At 32.4% G+C, this 18,121-nt stretch carries 18 protein-coding genes and 2 tRNA genes; 8 read left to right on the forward strand and 12 right to left on the reverse strand.

Features of this window, described 5'->3' with window-relative positions:
• Nucleotides 1–49: 49 nt before the first annotated feature.
• Both ACHRVL_RS18955 and ACHRVL_RS18960 read right to left on the reverse strand, forming a co-directional pair.
• The gene (locus ACHRVL_RS18955; RefSeq protein WP_089054189.1) at nt 50–448 is read right to left on the reverse strand and encodes a hypothetical protein; all 399 of its coding nucleotides are present in this window, start codon (nt 446–448) and stop codon (nt 50–52) included.
• Between the two features lie 10 nt (nt 449–458).
• A complete protein-coding gene (locus tag ACHRVL_RS18960) occupies nt 459–1,322 on the reverse strand; it encodes a protease complex subunit PrcB family protein (protein WP_395414930.1) in 864 nt (287 codons plus the stop codon).
• 203 nt (nt 1,323–1,525) lie between these two features.
• Here ACHRVL_RS18960 and rmuC point away from each other — a divergent pair, with 203 nt between their 5' ends.
• From rmuC to ACHRVL_RS18980, 4 genes are all read left to right on the forward strand, one after another.
• Nucleotides 1,526–2,899, forward strand: a complete 1,374-nt coding sequence (gene rmuC, locus ACHRVL_RS18965; protein ID WP_395414931.1) for a DNA recombination protein RmuC — start codon at nt 1,526–1,528, stop codon at nt 2,897–2,899.
• A 32-nt stretch (nt 2,900–2,931) separates the two neighbouring features.
• Nucleotides 2,932–3,480, forward strand: a complete 549-nt coding sequence (locus ACHRVL_RS18970) for an acyl-CoA thioesterase (RefSeq protein ID WP_089054192.1) — start codon at nt 2,932–2,934, stop codon at nt 3,478–3,480.
• A gap of 29 nt (nt 3,481–3,509) precedes the next feature.
• The gene (locus tag ACHRVL_RS18975; protein ID WP_395414932.1) at nt 3,510–3,905 is read left to right on the forward strand and encodes a VOC family protein; all 396 of its coding nucleotides are present in this window, start codon (nt 3,510–3,512) and stop codon (nt 3,903–3,905) included.
• Nucleotides 3,906–4,131: 226 nt separating this feature from the next.
• Nucleotides 4,132–4,671: a YceI family protein gene (locus ACHRVL_RS18980; protein WP_395414933.1), complete on the forward strand. Its 540-nt coding sequence runs from the start codon at nt 4,132–4,134 to the stop codon at nt 4,669–4,671.
• A 3-nt stretch (nt 4,672–4,674) separates the two neighbouring features.
• Here ACHRVL_RS18980 and ACHRVL_RS18985 read toward each other — a convergent pair whose 3' ends face one another.
• Entirely contained in the window at nt 4,675–5,586 is a 912-nt protein-coding gene (locus ACHRVL_RS18985) for a TIGR01777 family oxidoreductase (RefSeq protein ID WP_395414934.1), read from the reverse strand.
• 97 nt (nt 5,587–5,683) lie between these two features.
• Here ACHRVL_RS18985 and ACHRVL_RS18990 point away from each other — a divergent pair, with 97 nt between their 5' ends.
• Both ACHRVL_RS18990 and ACHRVL_RS18995 read left to right on the forward strand, forming a co-directional pair.
• Nucleotides 5,684–6,346, forward strand: a complete 663-nt coding sequence (locus ACHRVL_RS18990) for a TetR family transcriptional regulator C-terminal domain-containing protein (RefSeq protein WP_395414935.1) — start codon at nt 5,684–5,686, stop codon at nt 6,344–6,346.
• The gene (locus tag ACHRVL_RS18995) at nt 6,343–7,647 is read left to right on the forward strand and encodes an ABC1 kinase family protein (protein ID WP_395414936.1); all 1,305 of its coding nucleotides are present in this window, start codon (nt 6,343–6,345) and stop codon (nt 7,645–7,647) included. The genes ACHRVL_RS18990 and ACHRVL_RS18995 overlap by 4 nt, the downstream gene beginning before the upstream one ends.
• A 132-nt stretch (nt 7,648–7,779) precedes the next feature.
• On the opposite strand, the gene ACHRVL_RS19000 is transcribed toward ACHRVL_RS18995, so the two are convergent.
• The 6 genes from ACHRVL_RS19000 to ACHRVL_RS19025 form a co-directional block, all read right to left on the reverse strand.
• Entirely contained in the window at nt 7,780–9,075 is a 1,296-nt protein-coding gene (locus ACHRVL_RS19000) for a cryptochrome/photolyase family protein (RefSeq protein ID WP_395414937.1), read from the reverse strand.
• Nucleotides 9,076–9,111: 36 nt separating this feature from the next.
• The gene (locus ACHRVL_RS19005) at nt 9,112–9,552 is read right to left on the reverse strand and encodes a carotene hydroxylase (RefSeq protein ID WP_395414938.1); all 441 of its coding nucleotides are present in this window, start codon (nt 9,550–9,552) and stop codon (nt 9,112–9,114) included.
• Nucleotides 9,553–9,724: 172 nt separating this feature from the next.
• On the reverse strand, nt 9,725–10,564 hold the full coding sequence (locus tag ACHRVL_RS19010) for a phytoene/squalene synthase family protein (RefSeq protein ID WP_395414939.1): 840 nt from the start codon (nt 10,562–10,564) through the stop codon (nt 9,725–9,727).
• 4 nt (nt 10,565–10,568) lie between these two features.
• Entirely contained in the window at nt 10,569–12,035 is a 1,467-nt protein-coding gene (locus ACHRVL_RS19015; protein WP_395414940.1) for a phytoene desaturase family protein, read from the reverse strand.
• 37 nt (nt 12,036–12,072) lie between these two features.
• A complete protein-coding gene (locus tag ACHRVL_RS19020; protein WP_395414941.1) occupies nt 12,073–12,972 on the reverse strand; it encodes a MerR family transcriptional regulator in 900 nt (299 codons plus the stop codon).
• A gap of 166 nt (nt 12,973–13,138) precedes the next feature.
• The gene (locus ACHRVL_RS19025; RefSeq protein ID WP_395414942.1) at nt 13,139–13,639 is read right to left on the reverse strand and encodes a tetratricopeptide repeat protein; all 501 of its coding nucleotides are present in this window, start codon (nt 13,637–13,639) and stop codon (nt 13,139–13,141) included.
• A 304-nt stretch (nt 13,640–13,943) separates the two neighbouring features.
• On the opposite strand from ACHRVL_RS19025, the gene ACHRVL_RS19030 reads away from it, so the two are divergent.
• Entirely contained in the window at nt 13,944–15,209 is a 1,266-nt protein-coding gene (locus ACHRVL_RS19030; RefSeq protein WP_395414943.1) for a serine hydrolase domain-containing protein, read from the forward strand.
• 14 nt (nt 15,210–15,223) lie between these two features.
• Here ACHRVL_RS19030 and ACHRVL_RS19035 read toward each other — a convergent pair whose 3' ends face one another.
• From ACHRVL_RS19035 to ACHRVL_RS19045, 3 genes are all read right to left on the reverse strand, one after another.
• The gene (locus ACHRVL_RS19035; RefSeq protein ID WP_395414944.1) at nt 15,224–16,168 is read right to left on the reverse strand and encodes a DUF4421 family protein; all 945 of its coding nucleotides are present in this window, start codon (nt 16,166–16,168) and stop codon (nt 15,224–15,226) included.
• A gap of 111 nt (nt 16,169–16,279) precedes the next feature.
• Nucleotides 16,280–16,362 (reverse strand) — tRNA-Leu (locus ACHRVL_RS19040).
• Between the two features lie 43 nt (nt 16,363–16,405).
• A tRNA-Lys gene (locus tag ACHRVL_RS19045) sits at nt 16,406–16,478 on the reverse strand.
• Between the two features lie 860 nt (nt 16,479–17,338).
• Between ACHRVL_RS19045 and ACHRVL_RS19050 the strand changes: the two genes are divergently transcribed.
• Complete coding sequence (locus ACHRVL_RS19050; RefSeq protein WP_395414945.1) at nt 17,339–17,941, forward strand: hypothetical protein; 603 nt, start codon at nt 17,339–17,341, stop codon at nt 17,939–17,941.
• Nucleotides 17,942–18,121 lie beyond the last annotated feature (180 nt).

The following is an 18,121-nucleotide window of genomic DNA, read 5'->3' on the forward strand; positions in this document are numbered from 1 at the left end:
AAGTGGTATTGTTTGGTTTTGCAAAAATAGTTTTTAAAAGCTTATAAAACTATCTTTTAAAGATAGATCGGGAAGCATCTTTGTTATTACTTACAATTGTTAGGTTTTGACTGTCAAGCTTTTCTATGATATATGTCTTGCCTTCAAAAGTAATAAGATCGTGCTCTGCCGAATCGAAATAGCCAATCCCTTTTTCTATTTGATAGGTACTGTTTCTAATCTCTACATTGTTCTTATAAGTGATCACTCTTCCATTTGAAGTGAAAACTATTTTTTTTGTAAACCCAATGGTTTTTGGCGTCGCTGTATAAGGATTATCTGCTCCTCCAATTGACTTTTCCCAAATCCAGGTGTTTACTATAGAACCCGTGTTCACGACCATCGATTCTAGCGAATAAGCCGAAGAGAAAATACACAATACAGCAAAAAATAGAAAATGTTTTTTCATGTAACAGGATTTAGTTTAAACTGATAATTTTTTGTTGAATAGCTTTTTTAAACAATATTATTTCAGTGTTTTGATCTGGAGTATCATTGTTATCAATATAAACTTTCGTAGTAACAGTTCCTTGAGTTAACTGAAAGTAAACTCCGCCTTTACCAGCTGGATCCGGAGTTCCGTAAGTTTTTGTTTCGCCTTTAAGTGCAAGAATTTCTGCTGGAACATTCTTTAAGAATTCGGTATATTCGCTTTTTTTCGTTTTTGCAGTGTATTTGTATTGCTCAAAATCATATTTTCCATCCTCAACATTTAAGAATTTCAAAATGTTAAAATCGTTTAATTGAAAGAAAGTATGAGGACTTAAAAGACCAAAATCTCCCATAACAATATTATCAGAGCTTTCGTTTGTTCTGTTAAATAAAATTGTTTTTGTTGTTTTTGGAATCAATATAAAATCTGATGGATAAGTTGGAGTCTGTGCAATAGTTTCACCAGCTAAAGGACCTTTTTCATAAAAATTAATAATAATCTGACATTTGTTTTCTACAATAGTTGTTATTTTTATGTCATAACCGCTTGTAGGTTTTGCTCCCGCAAAAATCCCAACCAAAAAATCTTTTGTAAAATCAATATTAGGATCATTAGCAACTGGACATGTGTTTTCGCGTTTTTCGAAGTAAGCTTCTAATTTTTCTTGAGAGTTTAAAACAAGTGCAGTAGGGTTGTTAGGCAGGGTTTTTACACTATAAGAACATAAAAGTGGAAATCCTGTAAAAGGAAGTTCTTGAACAGGACCGCAATCTACTGTTATATCTTCATTTCCTAATGAGCAAGCACTCAATCCAAAAGCTACAAATAAGCTCAGCATTATTTTTTTCATGATAAATTTTAATATAGGTTATATTTTCATAGATGAGCATGTTTAAAAATGGTTGCGTCTTTTTTTATTTTTTTTGCATAAGAAATAGAAATTAATTTTAAATTGTTTTTTTATTTGCGAATGAATACTAATTCGTGAAATTTTACTTTATAAACCTTAGCACTACGTATTATTGCGTACTTTTACTTAAAAAAAACTTAGACATGTTTGATTTTCTTCCGTATTTATTAGCTTTTATTACTGCTTTATTTCTAGGTATATACTTAGGTAAAGTACTGTCTTTGGCTAAATTTCAGTCAGAAAAAGTAAGTTTAGAAGAAAGACTGCAAGCAAGTGCGAACCAGCTGCATGTACAAAAAGAACAACTGGAAAATGAAAAGCTTACTTTTCAGAAACAGCTTCAATTAAACAATCAGGAAAAAGAGAGTATTCGAACTGAAAAAGACAGTCTTGCGATTCAGCTTTCTAAAAAAGAAGTCGATTTTGAGAATTTATGGGAACGTCATAAAGAGCAAAAAAACGAAATAACGGAGCTTCAGGATAAATTTACAAAGGAGTTTGAGAACTTAGCAAATAAGATTCTCGAAGAAAAATCGGTTAAATTCACAGAACAGAACAATGTGAATATGAAAAATATCTTGCTGCCGTTGCAAGATAAGATTCAAGGATTTGAGAAAAAGGTAGAACAAACTCATAAAGAAAGTATCGACTATCATGCAGCACTTCGCCAGCAGATTATTGGCTTAAGCGAAATGAATGTTCAAATGAGTAAAGAAACCCTAAATCTTACTAAAGCTTTAAAAGGCGATAGCAAAATGCAGGGAAATTGGGGCGAATTGGTTTTAGAACGTGTGCTGGAAAAATCAGGTTTAGAAAAAGGCCGCGAGTACGAAGTACAGCAAAGTTTTGTTACCAGCGAAGGCAATCGTGTTTTTCCTGATGTTGTAATAAATCTGCCTGATGGTAAAAAAATGATTGTCGATTCTAAAGTGTCTTTATCAGCTTATGAAAAGTACATTAATGAAGAATCAGACATTCTTAAAAACGAATATTTAAAAGAGCATTTAAATTCGATAAAAAGACACGTTGAACAGCTTGGCAATAAAAATTATCACGAACTGTATCAAATAGAAAGTCCCGATTTTGTATTGCTTTTTATTCCGATAGAACCTGCTTTTGCAATTGCTTTAAACGAAGATTCAACATTATACAATAAAGCTTTTGATAAAAACATTGTAATTGTTACACCAACAACATTGTTAGCAACATTGCGAACTATTGACAGTATGTGGACAAATCAAAAACAACAAGAAAATGCCTTTGAAATTGCTAGGCAGGCAGGAGCGTTGTATGATAAATTTGAAGGTTTTGTAACTGATTTAGTCCGAATAGGGAATAAAATAAATGATACGAAAACGGAATACGAAAGTGCCATGAATAAACTAGTCGACGGCAAAGGAAATTTGATTTCGAGTGTTGAAAGACTGAAAAAAATGGGCGCTAAAGCAAAAAAATCACTTCCAGATACTATTGTAGCCAGAGCTGCAAATACAGATGAGAGTGAGTTACTAAATTAAAATTAACCAATAATACCACAAACATAAAAAACATGACTGCAGATTTTAAACCCGTTTCTTCATCAAAAATTAGTATTTCAGAATTAATGCTTCCATCACATACCAATTTTAGCGGTAAAATTCATGGAGGATATATATTGCAATTACTAGATCAAATTGCTTTTGCAGCCGCGTCAAAGTTTTGCGGTAATTATTGTGTAACAGCTTCTGTTGATACTGTCAATTTTTTAAAACCAATTGAAGTTGGTGAACTTGTTACAATGAAAGCTTCAGTAAATTATGTTGGGCGAAGTTCAATGGTTGTTGGCATTCGCGTTGAAGCAGAACATATTCAAACAGGCGTTGTAAAACATTGCAACTCTTCGTATTTTACAATGGTAGCCAAAGATAAAGACGGGAAAAGTGTTCAGGTTCCTGGGCTTATTTTGTCTAATTTAGAAGAGGTTCGACGTTTTAGAAAAGCGATTAAGCATATCGAAGTGAAAAAAGAGATCGAAGAACATGAAAAAGTCACTACGGTAAGTTCTATCGAAGATTTAGCCAGTTTAGAAAAGTATAATGTACTTTTAGAAATTAGTTAGTGTTTTTATAAAAGTTAAATTAAGAGAAAATGGTAAAGTTTGGTTATACAATTTTATATGTAGAGAATGTAGAAAAAGCAATTACGTTTTATGAAAACGCATTTGGTTTTTCGAGAAAATTTGTAACCCCAGAAAATGATTACGGAGAATTGCTTACGGGAGAGACTACGATCTCGTTTGCTTCAAAAAAACTTGCAGTTCAAAATTTAAAAGAAGGTTTTATCGAAAGCGATTTAAATAATAAACCTTTTGCTTTTGAACTTGGTTTCATAACAGATAATGTTGCCGAATTGGTTGAGAAAGCAATTTCTTTTGGAGCCGTTTTAGAAACAAGTCCAAAGGAAAAACCTTGGGGTCAAGTTGTTGCCTATGTAAGAGATTTAGATGGTTTTTTACTTGAAATTTGTACACCAGTCGAAATGTAAATGAGAAGTTGTTTTTAAGCGATTACTACATTTTAGAAAGAAAAAATATTCACAAATATTTAGCATTAGTTCCAGAACTATACGATAGAAAATTTCGTAACTTTAAAATAGAAAGTTAGTTGCGATTTTTTCACGGAGTACTGCCATTCCTTTTTTAACTTACTGTAAGTTTGTTTTTCTCTATTTTAAAAAATGAAATGACATAATTGTTTAATTGCTGACGATTATGAAAAGAACTACATTATTAATTTTACTTTTTACCGCATTTTCGATATTAGCTCAAAATAAGTTTAAAACCAATTCGGCGATTATAAATTTTGAAGCTTCTGTTCCTTTCTTCGAAGAGGTAAAAGCGGTAAATAAGCTCGGAACTATTGTTCTTGAACCTCAAACAAGTACTTTAATTTGTACTGTAATAATAAAAGATTTTCGTTTTAAAATGGATTTAATGGAAGAACATTTTAACGACAATTATGTCGAAAGTCATCGTTATCCTAAAGCTTATTTTAAAGGCAAAATACAAAAATTTGACATCGCACAAATTGATGAAACCTCAAGAGAGTATGATGTCAAGGGGAAATTATATATTCACGGGAAATCGAAAATGATTACGGTAAAAGCGTTGTTGAAAAGAGTTCCAGAAGGTATTCAAATTGTTTCTGCTTTTCCAATATCAATTTCTGACTTTAATATTGAAATTCCTTATGTTGTGGCTAATAAAATTTCAAAAACGGTTCAGACAGATTTAAGCGGAATAATGAGGTAATGTTTAATTCGTAGTGCTGATAAGCGCTTTTTCTAAATCAGTAAATTGAAATTCAAATCCAGTTTTTTGTATTTTTTCAGATGACACCCTTTGCCCTTTTAAGATAGCTTCGCTCATTTTTCCTAAACTTATTTTAAGAATAAAAGATGGAATTTTAGGAAGCCATATTGCATATCCGTATAATGCAGCTAGTATTTTAGAGAATCTCAAGTTTGTAGTATTATCAGTAACAGCAGCATTGTACGGGCCATGCATATGTTCGTTTAGAAGTGCTTTTAAGTAAATCTGACATAAATCGTCAATATGAATCCAGGGTAAATATTGTTTTCCAGTTCCTATAACCGCGCCAAAGCCCGATTTAAAAGTAGGTCCGAGTTTTTTTAAAAAACCTTCATCTTTACCTAGGACAATTCCAGTTCTAATTTTTACGGTTCTAATGCCTAAAACCTCCATTTTGTTTGATGCATTTTCCCATTTCTGGCAAATAGTACCTAAAAAGTCGTTTGCAGGCTCAGTCGTTTCAGTACAAATTTTATGGCTTGTAACAGCACCATAAATTCCAATTGCCGAAGCCGAAACAAAAGCATTTAATTTTTTATTGTTTTTTTCTAGAATAGAAAATATCAAATCAATTGGTTTAACCCGACTTTCCAGAAGTTTTCTTTTTCTTCTTCGTGTCCATCTTTTTTCAACAATTCCTTCGCCGGCAAGATGAATAATATAGTCCGTATTTAAAACAGCATTTTCATCAATATAATTGCTGTTCAAATTCCATTTATAGTAAGTGATTTCAGGAGTGTTTTCTTTGTCGGTACGGCTTAAAACAGACACAGTAAAGCCAGCTTCAATTAGAGCATTTGTCAAATGCCTGCCAATGAATCCGCTTCCACCTGTTATTAGAACATTTTCAACCATGATAGTTTATAATATATTTAACAGCGCATTCTGTTTAGGGACATGTAAAGGTACTTAAACAATGCTTACCTTTAAGGCAAATTCTAAATTTAATGAAATGGCAACTAAAAAAAAGACTATCACAAAAGAGGATATCGTTTCAAAATATATGAATGAAGTTTTAGAAAAAGGAACAAAACCAAAATCAGTTTATCATTTTACCAAAGAAAATGATTTTTCAGAAGCTGAATTTTATTCTTTTTTTGGAACGTTAGAAGGTTTAGAAAAGGAAATATTCCGACTGTTTTTTGAGAATACAGTCAGCTTACTGCATAAAAATGGAGACTATCTTGAGTACGACATGAAGAATAAAATGTTGAGTTTCTATTTTACATTTTTCGAAATTTTGACTGCAAATAGAAGTTATGTACTGCAAGTACTTAAGATGGATAAAAACCCGCTCAAAAATTTAGTACAGCTTACTTTGCTTAGAGATAATTTTAGAAGTTATGTTTCAGAAATTTTAACTGATGATTATAGACTTGAACAAGAAAAACTACAAAAATTTCAAGAAAAAACCATTCAAGAATCAGCTTGGCTGCAATTAATGCTTACCATAAAATTCTGGATGGAAGATGAATCTGCTGCTTTTGAGAAAACAGATATTTTTATCGAAAAATCAGTTAATGCATCATTTGAATTGATGAATGTTGCGCCAATGAACCATCTGATTGATTTTGGAAAATTTCTATTCAAAGAAAAAATATACAGCAAACAATGAAAACGATCGATTATATTCCAACCTCGAAAATAGAAAGAGCCGGAAAATTGGTTCAAACTGGAGCAAAGATTGGCGTAAACTACGTTAAGCATTATGCTGAGAAAATGGTTAATCCTGATTTAACCCGAGATAAACTGAACGAGAATAATGCTGAAGATATTTATGACGGATTAAAAAGCTTAAAAGGCAGTGCGCTCAAAGTGGCTCAAATGTTAAGCATGGACAAGAATTTTTTGCCTCAAGCTTATGTCGAGAAATTTTCATTATCGCAATTTTCAGTTCCGCCGCTTTCAGCACCATTAGTTTTAAAAACATTCAAAAGTAATTTTGGCAAAACACCTTACGAGATTTTTGATGAATTCAATGCAAACTCTGTAAATGCAGCAAGTATTGGTCAAGTGCATTTGGCAAAAAAGAATGGTAAAAAACTGGCAGTTAAAATTCAATATCCAGGAGTAGCTAATAGTATTTCTTCAGATTTAGCTTTAGTTAAACCTATTGCTATAAGAATGTTTAATCTGCAGGGAAAAGATTCAGATAAGTATTTTAAAGAAGTCGAAGATAAACTTATCGAAGAAACCAACTATTTATTAGAATTAAAACAAAGTCAAGAAGTTGTAGAAGCCTGCAGTAAAATAGAAAACATTATTTTTCCGAATTACTATCCAGAGTTCTCTTCAGAGAAAATTATCACGATGGATTGGATGACGGGAATTCATCTTTCAGAATTTACCGCAAAAAATAAAGATCAGAAAGTTGGAGATGAAATTGGACAGGCGCTTTGGGATTTTTATATGTACCAAATTCATGTTTTAAGAAAAGTACACGCAGATCCGCATCCTGGAAACTTTTTGGTTGATGATCAAAATCAATTAATTGCGTTAGATTTTGGTTGTATGAAACAAATTCCAGATGATTTTTATACGCCGTATTTTGAATTGATTAATAAAAATGTGATTACAGATCAAGTGTTGTTTAATAAAAAGTTGTTTGAATTAGAAATTCTTCGCAAAGACGATACGCCAGCAGAAGTTGAATATTTTACAAGTATGTTTCATGATCTATTATCACTTTTTACCAAACCATTTCAAAATGAGACTTTCGATTTTGCCGATGAAACTTTCTTTAACTCCATTGCCGAATTAGGCAAACGTTTTTCTGAAGATACAAATCTGAAAAAAATGAACGGAAACCGAGGTTCTAAGCACTTTATTTATATGAACCGTACTTTCTTTGGTTTGTACAATTTAATGTTTGATTTGAAAGCAAAGATTGTCGTTGAAAATTATTTGAAATACTAAGTTTTTGTTTTAGGTTTTAAGTTTCAAGTTGGCCCAAACTATGTGTAAAGATTTTTGACAAAACTCAAATTTTTGACAAAGTTTTTTTTTTTAATCTGTTAGATATGCTAAATCTGTGTGAAACAAAATAAACTATTTCAAAATTCCAGCCTTATAAGTTGCAATCGCTCGATCTCTTGCAAAGGCATGATCGATCATTGGTTCAGTATAACCAAAATCAAATTCAGGAATCCACTTGCGGATGTATTCACCTTTAGCATCAAATTTCTTTTGTTGAATTTCAGGATTGAATACTCTAAAATAAGGCGCAGCATCACAGCCGGTTCCTGCTGCCCACTGCCAGTTTCCTACATTTGAAGCTAATTCGAAATCTAAAAGTTTTTCGGCAAAATAAGCTTCTCCCCACTGCCAGTTGATTAATAAATGTTTGCATAAAAAACTCGCCACAACCATACGAACACGATTATGCATGTATCCTGTTTCGTTTAGCTGACGCATTCCTGCATCGACCATTGGGTAACCAGTTGTTCCAGAGCGCCAGCGCTTAAAATCGTCTTCGTTATTGCGCCATTGAATTCCGTCGTAAGCTGATTTGAAATTACTGCTTACACAATTGGGAAAGCTAAACAGAATTTGAATGAAGAATTCGCGCCAAATTAATTCGCTTAAAAAAGTTTGATTCTTTCGATTTGCCCAATTTACCAATTTCCGAATACTCACCGTACCAAATCGTAAATGCGGCGAAAGGTAAGAAGTACTGTCCAGAGCAGGAAAATCTCTAGTTTCTTTGTAATTGGCAATCTGAGTTAAGTTATGCGGAAGCACTTTTATAGTACTTCGGTTAAAACCGATCTCAGACAATTCTGGAAATGCAAATTGACTTTTTATAAAATTTGATCGAAATGAACTGGAATCATATTCAATCGCAGCTCCTGAAAAATGATATTTTTCGAGCCATTTGTTTTTATAAGGAGTGTAAATAGTATACGGAAGTCCGTCAGATTTTGTGATTTCTTTCTCTTCAAAAATTACATGATCTTTATATGAAAAACACTCTATATTGTTTTCTTTCAATAAAGAGCAAATGACAATGTCACGTTTGATCGCAAACGGTTCATAATCTTTATTAAAGAAAAGGTTTTGAATGTCAAACTCTTCTAAAAGTGATTTCCAAACTTCGGTAGTTTTACCTTTTTTGACTAATAGTGAAGAACCTAAAGTATTTAATTCTGAATTTATCTTTTGAAGTGAATCGTAAATAAAACTTACTCTGGCATCATTTGCAGGAAGATTTTCTAAAATATCGTCATCAAAGATAAATAATGGAACTACTGGAAAATTTGATTGCAAAGCATGAAATAAACCTGTATTGTCTTCCAAACGTAAATCACGTCTGAACCAGAAAAAAGAAACTTTTTGTTTTGTCATTGTTGTGAGAATCTATTTTGATGCTTTAAAAGGGTTTTACATTTTGTAATATTTAAACGGAACAAACAACATTCCGAAACATTCTCCTTTTTCTTTGTTTAAGTGTTTATGGTGTATTTTATGCGCCTTTCGTAATCCGATGAGGTATTTGTTTTTAGTGTTTTTAAACCATTTAAAACGCTGATGAATTAGAACATCGTGAATTAAAAAGTAACAAGCTCCATAAAGTGTGACGCCGCAGGCAATAAAAAAAAAATAATTGAAACCGCCCTGAACACCAAAATAAAATAATAGAATACTTGGTATTGCAAATAGAACAAAGAAAATATCATTGCGCTCAAAAGCATGCTCGTATTTTGGCTGATGATGATCTGCATGAAAATACCACATGAAACCGTGCATCACATATTTGTGATTAAGCCATGTAATACATTCCATGAATAAAAAAACGCCTAAAAAGATTAAAAAGGAAACCATTTTTTGTGTTTTGAATTTGTTATAATAATTGTTTGATTTTATCATTTACTTATTCTTGTCATTTTGACCGAGGGGAGAAATCCCATTAGATATTCCGTAAAGTAATTCTCCAATCTTTGTCAATTTACTAGTGCGATTTCTCCCTTCGGTCGAAATGACAAACAGAACGGAATTATACTAATTTCAATTTATACGTTACAAATGACTGCGCCAAAAGTCCTGCTTTTGTATAATTAGAAACACGAATCCTTGAGTTTCCAATTTCATGATAAGGTGTGTTTTTTAATTTAGTAAGTAATTTTTTGTAATAAATATAAGCAGTATAAACCCCAAATTTTGCTTCAATTGGCAATTTTACAATTCCTTGATAAGCAATATTAAAATCGTCTTCGATTTCGCTGATAATTTGTGTTTTTGCAGCTTCAGTAAAATTATTCAAATTGATGCTGGGAAAATAAGTTCGGTTTAAAATCAGATTATCATCTTTTAAATCTCTAAGAAAATTTACTTTCTGAAAAGCTGATCCTAATCGCATTGCTTCATTTTTAAGCTGTTCGTATTTTGTATTATTCCCTTTTGTAAAAACCTTTAAGCACATTAGACCAACAACATCGGCAGAACCGAAAATATAGTCGGCATATTCAGTTTGTGTGTTATAACTTGATTTTGTGAGATCTTGTTTCATGCTTTTTAAGAATGCCTGAACTAAATCGTCGGTAATATTATATTCTTTTACAGTATGTTGAAAAGAGTTTAGAATAGGGTTAAGACTTATTCCCAGATTAAGAGCTTTATAATATTCTTTTTCAAAATCGTCAATAAGATTTTCTTTTTCATAATCATGAAAAGAATCGACAATTTCATCGGCAAAACGAACAAAGCCATAAATGCTGTATATCGCATCACGAATACTTGGCGAGAGCATTTTTACAGCTATCGAAAAAGAAGAACTGTAGTTTTTAGTAACCAGTTTACTGCACTTGAAAGAAACGTCGTCGAATAGTGATTTCATTTTTTTACGATCTAAAAGATTTTTGAATTAATTCAGCTGCTAGTTTTCCTGATATTAAAGCAGGCGGAACTCCTGGGCCAGGAACTGTTAATTGTCCTGTGAAATATAAATTTTTGACTTTCTTACTTTTCAATTTTGGACGTAGGAAAGCTGTTTGCAATAACGTATTAGCCATTCCGTAAGCATTTCCTTTGTACGCATTGTAATCTGCAACAAAATCATTTTTGCAAAATGATCTTTTAAATATAATGTTATTTCTGATCTCTTGCTGTGTAAGATTTTCAAAACGACTGATTATTTTTTCGAAATATTCTTCTCTTAATGCTTCACTATCTTCAATTCCGGGTGCAAGCGGAATCAAGAAAAAACCGCTTTCCATTCCATCAGGAGCTGCTGTTGGATCTGTTTTAGATGGAAAATTGGCATAAAACAAAGGTTCTTCGGGCCAATTTGGAGTGTCGTAAATAGCACTTGCATGTTTGTCGAAATCAACATCAAAAAACAAAGCATGATGTGAGATGTTTTCTATTTTTTTATTAAAACCAACAAAAAAAAGGAGAGAAGAAGGTGCGAAAATTCGGTTTTCCCAATACGTATCAGAATAAACGCGATGTTCTTTTTCGAGCAAAGTTTCAGTATGCTGATAATCGGCACCGCTCAATACAATATCAGATTTTATAAATTCTCCGTTAATCACAATTCCTGCTGCAGTTTTATTTTCAACGATTATTTTCTCAACAGAAGCATTTGTTTTAATTATTACTCCAAGTTCTAGGGCAAGACTTTCGAGACTTTGAACTACATCAAACATTCCTGTTTTAGGATGCCAGGTTCCAAGACCAAAATCAGCATAATTCATAAAATTATAGAAAGAAGGTGTTTTCGTTGGTTTTGCTCCAAGAAATAAAACTGGAAATTCTAAAATTTGAATTAGTCTTTCGTTTTTAAATTCTTTACGAATGTCAATACTTATAGAACCAAAGAACTGATTAAGTTTTAAAGCTGTTTTGGCAGTAATTAGTTCAAGAGGAGAAACTCCTGGGCGATAAACCAAATCTTTTATAGCAATGTCATAATTACTTTTGGCTTGGTCAATAAAGTTTTCTAGTTTCTTTGAAGTGCCTTTTTCAATGCTTTCAAAGGCTTTTTTTATTTCTTCTAAATTATCGCAAATAGTAATAAAATCATTAACTCCAAAATAAATCCGATAAGCGGGATTTAGTTTTATGAGCTCATAATAATCTGAAGGTTTTTTATCAAAATCCTGAAAAAAACGTTCAAAAACATCTGGCATCCAATACCAGCTTGGTCCCATATCGAATGTAAAACCATCTTTTTTAAATTGTCGTGCTCGTCCGCCTATAGAATGGTTTTTTTCGTATACAGTAACTTGATTTCCCTGCTGAGCCAAGTAACATGAAGCAGCTAAGGAAGAAAATCCTGATCCTATGATTGTTATTGTTTTCTTCATTTGTTTAACAAATGTACAGAAAAGTTAAACAATAAGATTAAATTCTTTCGATTGTTTCTTGCATCGAATCAAAAATTTGAATTCTTTCTGGTAAAGCTTTTTTATCAATATACTCAACCATATTGCCTATCAGCCATATTTCGTTGTTTTTCAGCAATAGTTTTTGTCCCATAGACCTTACATATTGATTGATAACGCTTCGGTCTGGCTGAATGGTCATCATCGAGACAAAAGTGATATTTTCAAAATGTTTCGTTAAATCCTGCAGGTTTTCTATTGGCATACTCTCGCCAAGATAAATGGTTTTGTATCCCTTCGATAAAATTTCGTACTGAAGATACAGTAAGCCTATTTGATGAACTTCATTTAAAGGCAGTGAAAGCACAAATATTCTATCTGTTTTAGTTGGTTTTCGAATTTGAAGACTTTCTGTGTATATCAATATTTTCTGCTTGATCAAATGACTCATAAAATGTTCATTTGCCGGCGTTATGGTTTCTGACTGCCACAATAATCCTAGTTCTTTCAGTAAAGGAAGAAAATGTTCTTTGAAAACTTCTTTGAATGTTTTCTCGGCAATAAGCCAATCGAAAGTATTGAAGAATAATTCCTGATCAAAATTCATCATAGCCATTTTAAAAGAAGTTATGGAATAGTTTTGAGAATTTTTCTTCGATATAATTTCACGAACTAGTTCTGGTATCCTTTCTTCAGGATAAGTTGCAATTTTAGAAATTTTATAACCATACTCATGCAGTAAAGTTATGTTTAATAGTTTTTGCAGATTCTGCAGATTGTAAAACCTTATATTAGTATCTGTACGCATTGGTTCTAGGATATTGTATCTCTTTTCCCAAATACGAATCGTATGGGCTTTTATTCCAGATAAATTCGCTAGATCTTTAATACTGAAAACAGTTTTTATGTTGTTTACCATTTTTTACAATTAGATAAACAAAAATAGAAGAAAATCTTAGAAAATCTCTTAGCTGATAACGAAAATCATAGATTATTAGTGCTTTACGTGTGTTTTTGTCTAAACAAAAAAGCAATCTGTAAAAAAATATTTACAGATTGCTTTTTTACTTTTCAAAGCTTGTTTTTTATTTACAAAATGTAGCTTTATTTTTTATAGCACTTTGACTTCCAAGTTCTATGGCTTTTGAAAAATCTTTGCAAGCATTTTTTTTATCGTCAATTTTATTATAAGCCAAACCTCGCAGGTTGTATGCAATGTAATCTTTTGGGTTTAAACCAAGAGATGAAGTACAGTCTTCGATTGTGCCTTTAAAATTCATTAACTTATAGTTTACGTTTGCTCTGCCGGTAAAAGCATCGGCATTCATGCTGTCAAGTTCAATTGTTTTGCTAAAATCAGCAAGCGCTCCTTTTAGGTCATTAAGTTTGAGTTTTGCTACGCCTCGGTTTTGATAAGCTTCGACAAATTTCGAATTCATGCTGATTGCTTTTGTATAATCAGCAATAGCGCCTTTTGTGTTGCCAGCCTCAGCTTTTTTCATGGCTTTGTCAAAATAACTGGTTGCCGATTGTGCCGATAATGAGCAGGTAATCATAATAAAGAATAATACTAATAGGTTTTTCATAAACTAATTTGGGATTAGTGGTTAATTATTTTGAAACGAATTTAAGAAAGTTTTGTTTTGTAAGAGAAGTTCTTTTTGTAAAATAACTATTATTTTTCTTTTTTAGCAGAAGTATTATAGCGTACATGGTAAAGTGTTTGAAATTAAGTTCTTAACTTAGCGTAAATTCCTAAAATTATTACTGCTAAGAATTTATTATCTCCCCATTTTTAATCTTTTAGTGCTCATCCCTAATAAATTAGAAAATATGAAACCAGTTCGTTTTTGTTCTCAGTTATTGTTTTTCGTTTTGATGTTTTTCTGTATGAGTATTTCAACAGCTCAAGAAAAAACGAAATATTTAGATGCGCTGCAAAGTGATCCTGCAAGAATGGGATGGATGATTGGTTCGCCGCCGCCGGCTGACCGCATTCCTCGATTTGATGACGGAAGCTTTTTTCAGTTTCCGGCTCTTAGGTGGAGTGTTGCGCATATGCGCCAGTTTATGCCTACTGTAAATGTTTCTCGCGGATTAGGAGCTTCAATTCCTGTAATAACGAATTTTAAAAGTGATATTGATAAAGTAAAGTTTGTGCCTCTTGGAGAGACAAAGTCGATGACGTGGGAAGAGTCGCTGGAAAAGGTTTATGCAGATGGAGTGATTATTATGCATCACGGAAAAATTGTTTATGAAAAGTATTTTGGCGCTTTGACGATTGACGGACAGCATGCGGCAATGTCAGTTACCAAATCATTTACAGGAACTCTTGGAATTATATTGGCTAAAGAGGGTTTGATAGATACTGAAAAAACGGTTTCTTTTTACGTTCCAGAACTTAAAAATTCAGCTTTTGGAGATGCAACTGTAAGGCAGGTTATGGATATGACAACGGCACTGCAGTTTAGTGAAGACTACGCAGATCCTAATGCTGAAATTTGGAAATTCTCTGCGGCAGGGAATCCACTTCCAAAGCCTAAAGATTATGATGGGCCAAGAACTTATTATGAATATTTGCCTACAGTGAAGAAAAATGGTATTCACGGAGATGCTTTTGGATATAAAACCGTTAATTCAGATGTTTTGGGCTGGATTATAGCCAGAGTTACTGGTAAATCTGTTGCTGAGGTTTTATCTGAGCGAATATGGAGAAAAATTGGGGCTGAACAAGACGGGTATTTTTCGGTAGATGCAATAGGAACGTCTTTTGCGGGTGGTGGTTTTAATCTTGGTTTACGAGATATGGCACGCTTTGGTCAGTTGATTTTAAATAATGGTAAAGTAGGACAGGAGCAAATTATTCCTAAAACTGCTATTGATGATATTAAAAAGGGCGGTGATAAAAAAGCATTTGAAAAAGCAGGATATTCACTCTTGAAAGGTTGGAGTTATAGAAATATGTGGTGGATAACAAATAATGATCACGGTGCGTTTTGCGCTCGGGGTGTACATGGACAGGTTATTTACGTTGATCCAAAAGCAGATATGGTTATTGTACGTTTTGCATCAAATCCTGTAGCGGGAAATGCAGCAAACGATCCGTATTCTCTGCCTGCTTATGATGCTGTTGCAAAATATCTCCTTGCGAAGTAAAAAAAAGAATTGCTTTATTCTATTTTTTTCTTGCTGAAGAAAGGATTAGAATCTAATCTCCAGATGTATCCAATTTGAAAATTTCCTGAAGATAAGCCAATGTTACTATTGTTATTGTCTGAGAAAGAAGAGAAGATAAAATTATTAACGTATGATAATCCAAGTGACCATTTCTCTTTGTTGTATCCAACGGATATTCGCGGGAAAAATGTAGGGTAGATTTCTATTTTTTGTTTGCCAAAATCATTTATTCTTTCAGTGCCAAAGTTAACTCCTGTTGTTGCTGAACCGCTGGCGAACCATCTTTTATTGATTGCCCAAGTATAAGCGTAACCGCCGCTGAATCCAAATTGAAAATTACGCAGTGAATTTTTTGATTTGTGTACAAAGGAACTGTCTGAGTTTATCTTTGAGAAGTAAATTCCTCCGCCTGCTAAAAAGCTTCCTGCTGATTTTAATTGTTTTTCATTTTGGTTGAAAGCAGCTTTATAAGAGAATTTCTTGTTGTTAAAAACATATTGTCCGAAAGCACCATATTGCTGAATTTTTAAATCGGGATACAACTGTATATTTTTATCTGCATTGTCTGAGGTGTAAAAACCATGATATTTTTGAACAAAAAGGTCTATTATGAATTTTCGTCCATAGTTATGAATTTGAAAGTCTAGTGCTCTCGTTCTTCCTTTTTTGTCGTCTTTCATGAAGTTTAACCCGTAACCATAACTTAGATTGATTATCGTGTTGTTTATAGAAACTCCTGCACCTAAACTCATGGGGCTATTTGGCATAAATTTTTTGATCTCACCATTTACTTCTTGTTCCATTGATATAAACTTCATAGATAAATAAGTTCTCAGGGAAAGTTTATTGTCAAAAGGTTTAATGTATGTTGTGTCAATCTGTGCTTTGCAGAAATAAGGAAGTGCTAAAAGAAATAAAAAAGAAAAGTATGCTTTCATTGAGTTGTAAAACGAATTATAATTACTCTTAGTACGTACGGAAAAGGTTAACAAGGAAAAATATAAAGCATAAAAAAAGGAAAAACATAAAACATACTTTTCCTTTTTTCGTGACCATGGAGGGATTTGAACCCTCACGCCCTTGCGAGCACCACCCCCTCAAGATGGCGAGTCTACCGTTTCTCCACATGGCCTAAAATGAAAAAAGGTCAAGTAAATTAATACTCGACCTTTTTGTGACCCGACTGGGGCTCGAACCCAGGACCCCATCATTAAAAGTGATGTGCTCTACCAACTGAGCTATCGAGTCATTGCATTCTCTGAACGCGGGTGCAAATATAAGAAGTTATTTTTGATATATCAAAGCCTTTTCTTAAGTAAAATTTAATAAATATTTAAAGCAGGTGGTATAAACAAAAAAAATAAGGAAAAATGTATAAAATTATGCTTTCCCTTTTTTGTGACCTTGACGGTACAGAATTTGAACCATTTAATTGAAGATTTGAAAATTTTAAATGATTTTTAATTTTTAAATTACTATTAATTAATCGTGTCTGTGCTGATTCAATTAAGAAGCAAGTCCCAAAATTCTATATCCATGTCAGTATCAAAAGCATTCAACGAATTAAAAGTTCTTTTGATTATTTATAAGTTTATTATTATATATTTGATAACAAATAAACCTGATGTTTATCAGACACATCTACCCAATTTAAGGGTGATAAGTTTGATGTTTTTAGTAGTAATATACCAGTTAGTGGTAATTTTCCTGACGAAAATTTAAAATGACTGACCTAGCTTAATAACCATGATGAAAAGCGACTTAAACTTCGATAACAATTTTGTAAAAAAGGTTTCTGACTTCTTACAGACTTATATGAAAACTAACAATCTTACGACGATGACAGCGGATACGTGTGCTGACCTTCTTCATGATAATTCACTTCTTTCAAATGAGGGGCATCCAAAATCTGGGTACAATTTTCGCCAGTTATTACGTGACGGGAGAGACAAAAAAATAGATTTGGTGTTAGGCGCTTTCCAAGAACGTCCCCGGACAAAATGGCATATAAACAGAATCGTATAAAGTTAATGTCGAAAAATTATTGAATTACCAATTTACAAACCCATAAATTTTATTAGTTACCACCTATTTTAGAAAATCTGTATATGAAAGAAAATTGGTTATTTATTAAAACTCCTGACCACTATGGGAAACCCGAAATAATAGAATTTGATCAAAATGAAATTAAACATTTTTGGATTGAAAAAGGTAGAGATTTATCTTTAGTAAAAATTGCCGAAAAAAATAGAAATGAACAGATAAGCAAAATAAAGCTTAAACATATAAATGTGAATCGGATTCGATTTTTTCGCAATGGGAAAATTTACAAAGTTTTAAGTGATAGTGAATCTGTAACAGAAGATTGCGTATTCGAAAATGATTATGAAAAACTAAATGCAACTGAGACCAAACTAACTGAAAATGAAATTCAGAATTTGAAATTTGAATTGAATTGGAATGGTGAAAAAATGAATATACGTTTTAATGAAGATTTAGATTCGCCTGTGATACAAGAAATAAACAAACGTTTACACAAAGAAGGAGGTAGAATTTTATTGGAAAAACTAGATGACACTTTATTTCTTTCATGTTACTCAGATATTTATCATGACAAACTGATTCCGATAAAATATGTTGATAGGAAAAAGATGATTTTATACGGTTTCCCAAAGGAGCCTTATGAAATTGTTTGCCCTATAATAGAATAAAAAAACATCTGTAAATAACAGTTAGAATCGATTTGTTAATTCAATTGAATAATTATTACAAATGATTTGCTGATCTAGTGCAATTACTGTTTTTATTCTTATTTTCGTTATGCAGAAATACTCGGTTTTTAAGCCCGTAAACGCTTGTAGCCTCAGAACGTCTGGCTAAAAAAACTGTGC

Source organism: Flavobacterium sp. FlaQc-28 (assembly GCF_044007415.1).
In the GTDB taxonomy this organism is placed as follows: domain Bacteria; phylum Bacteroidota; class Bacteroidia; order Flavobacteriales; family Flavobacteriaceae; genus Flavobacterium.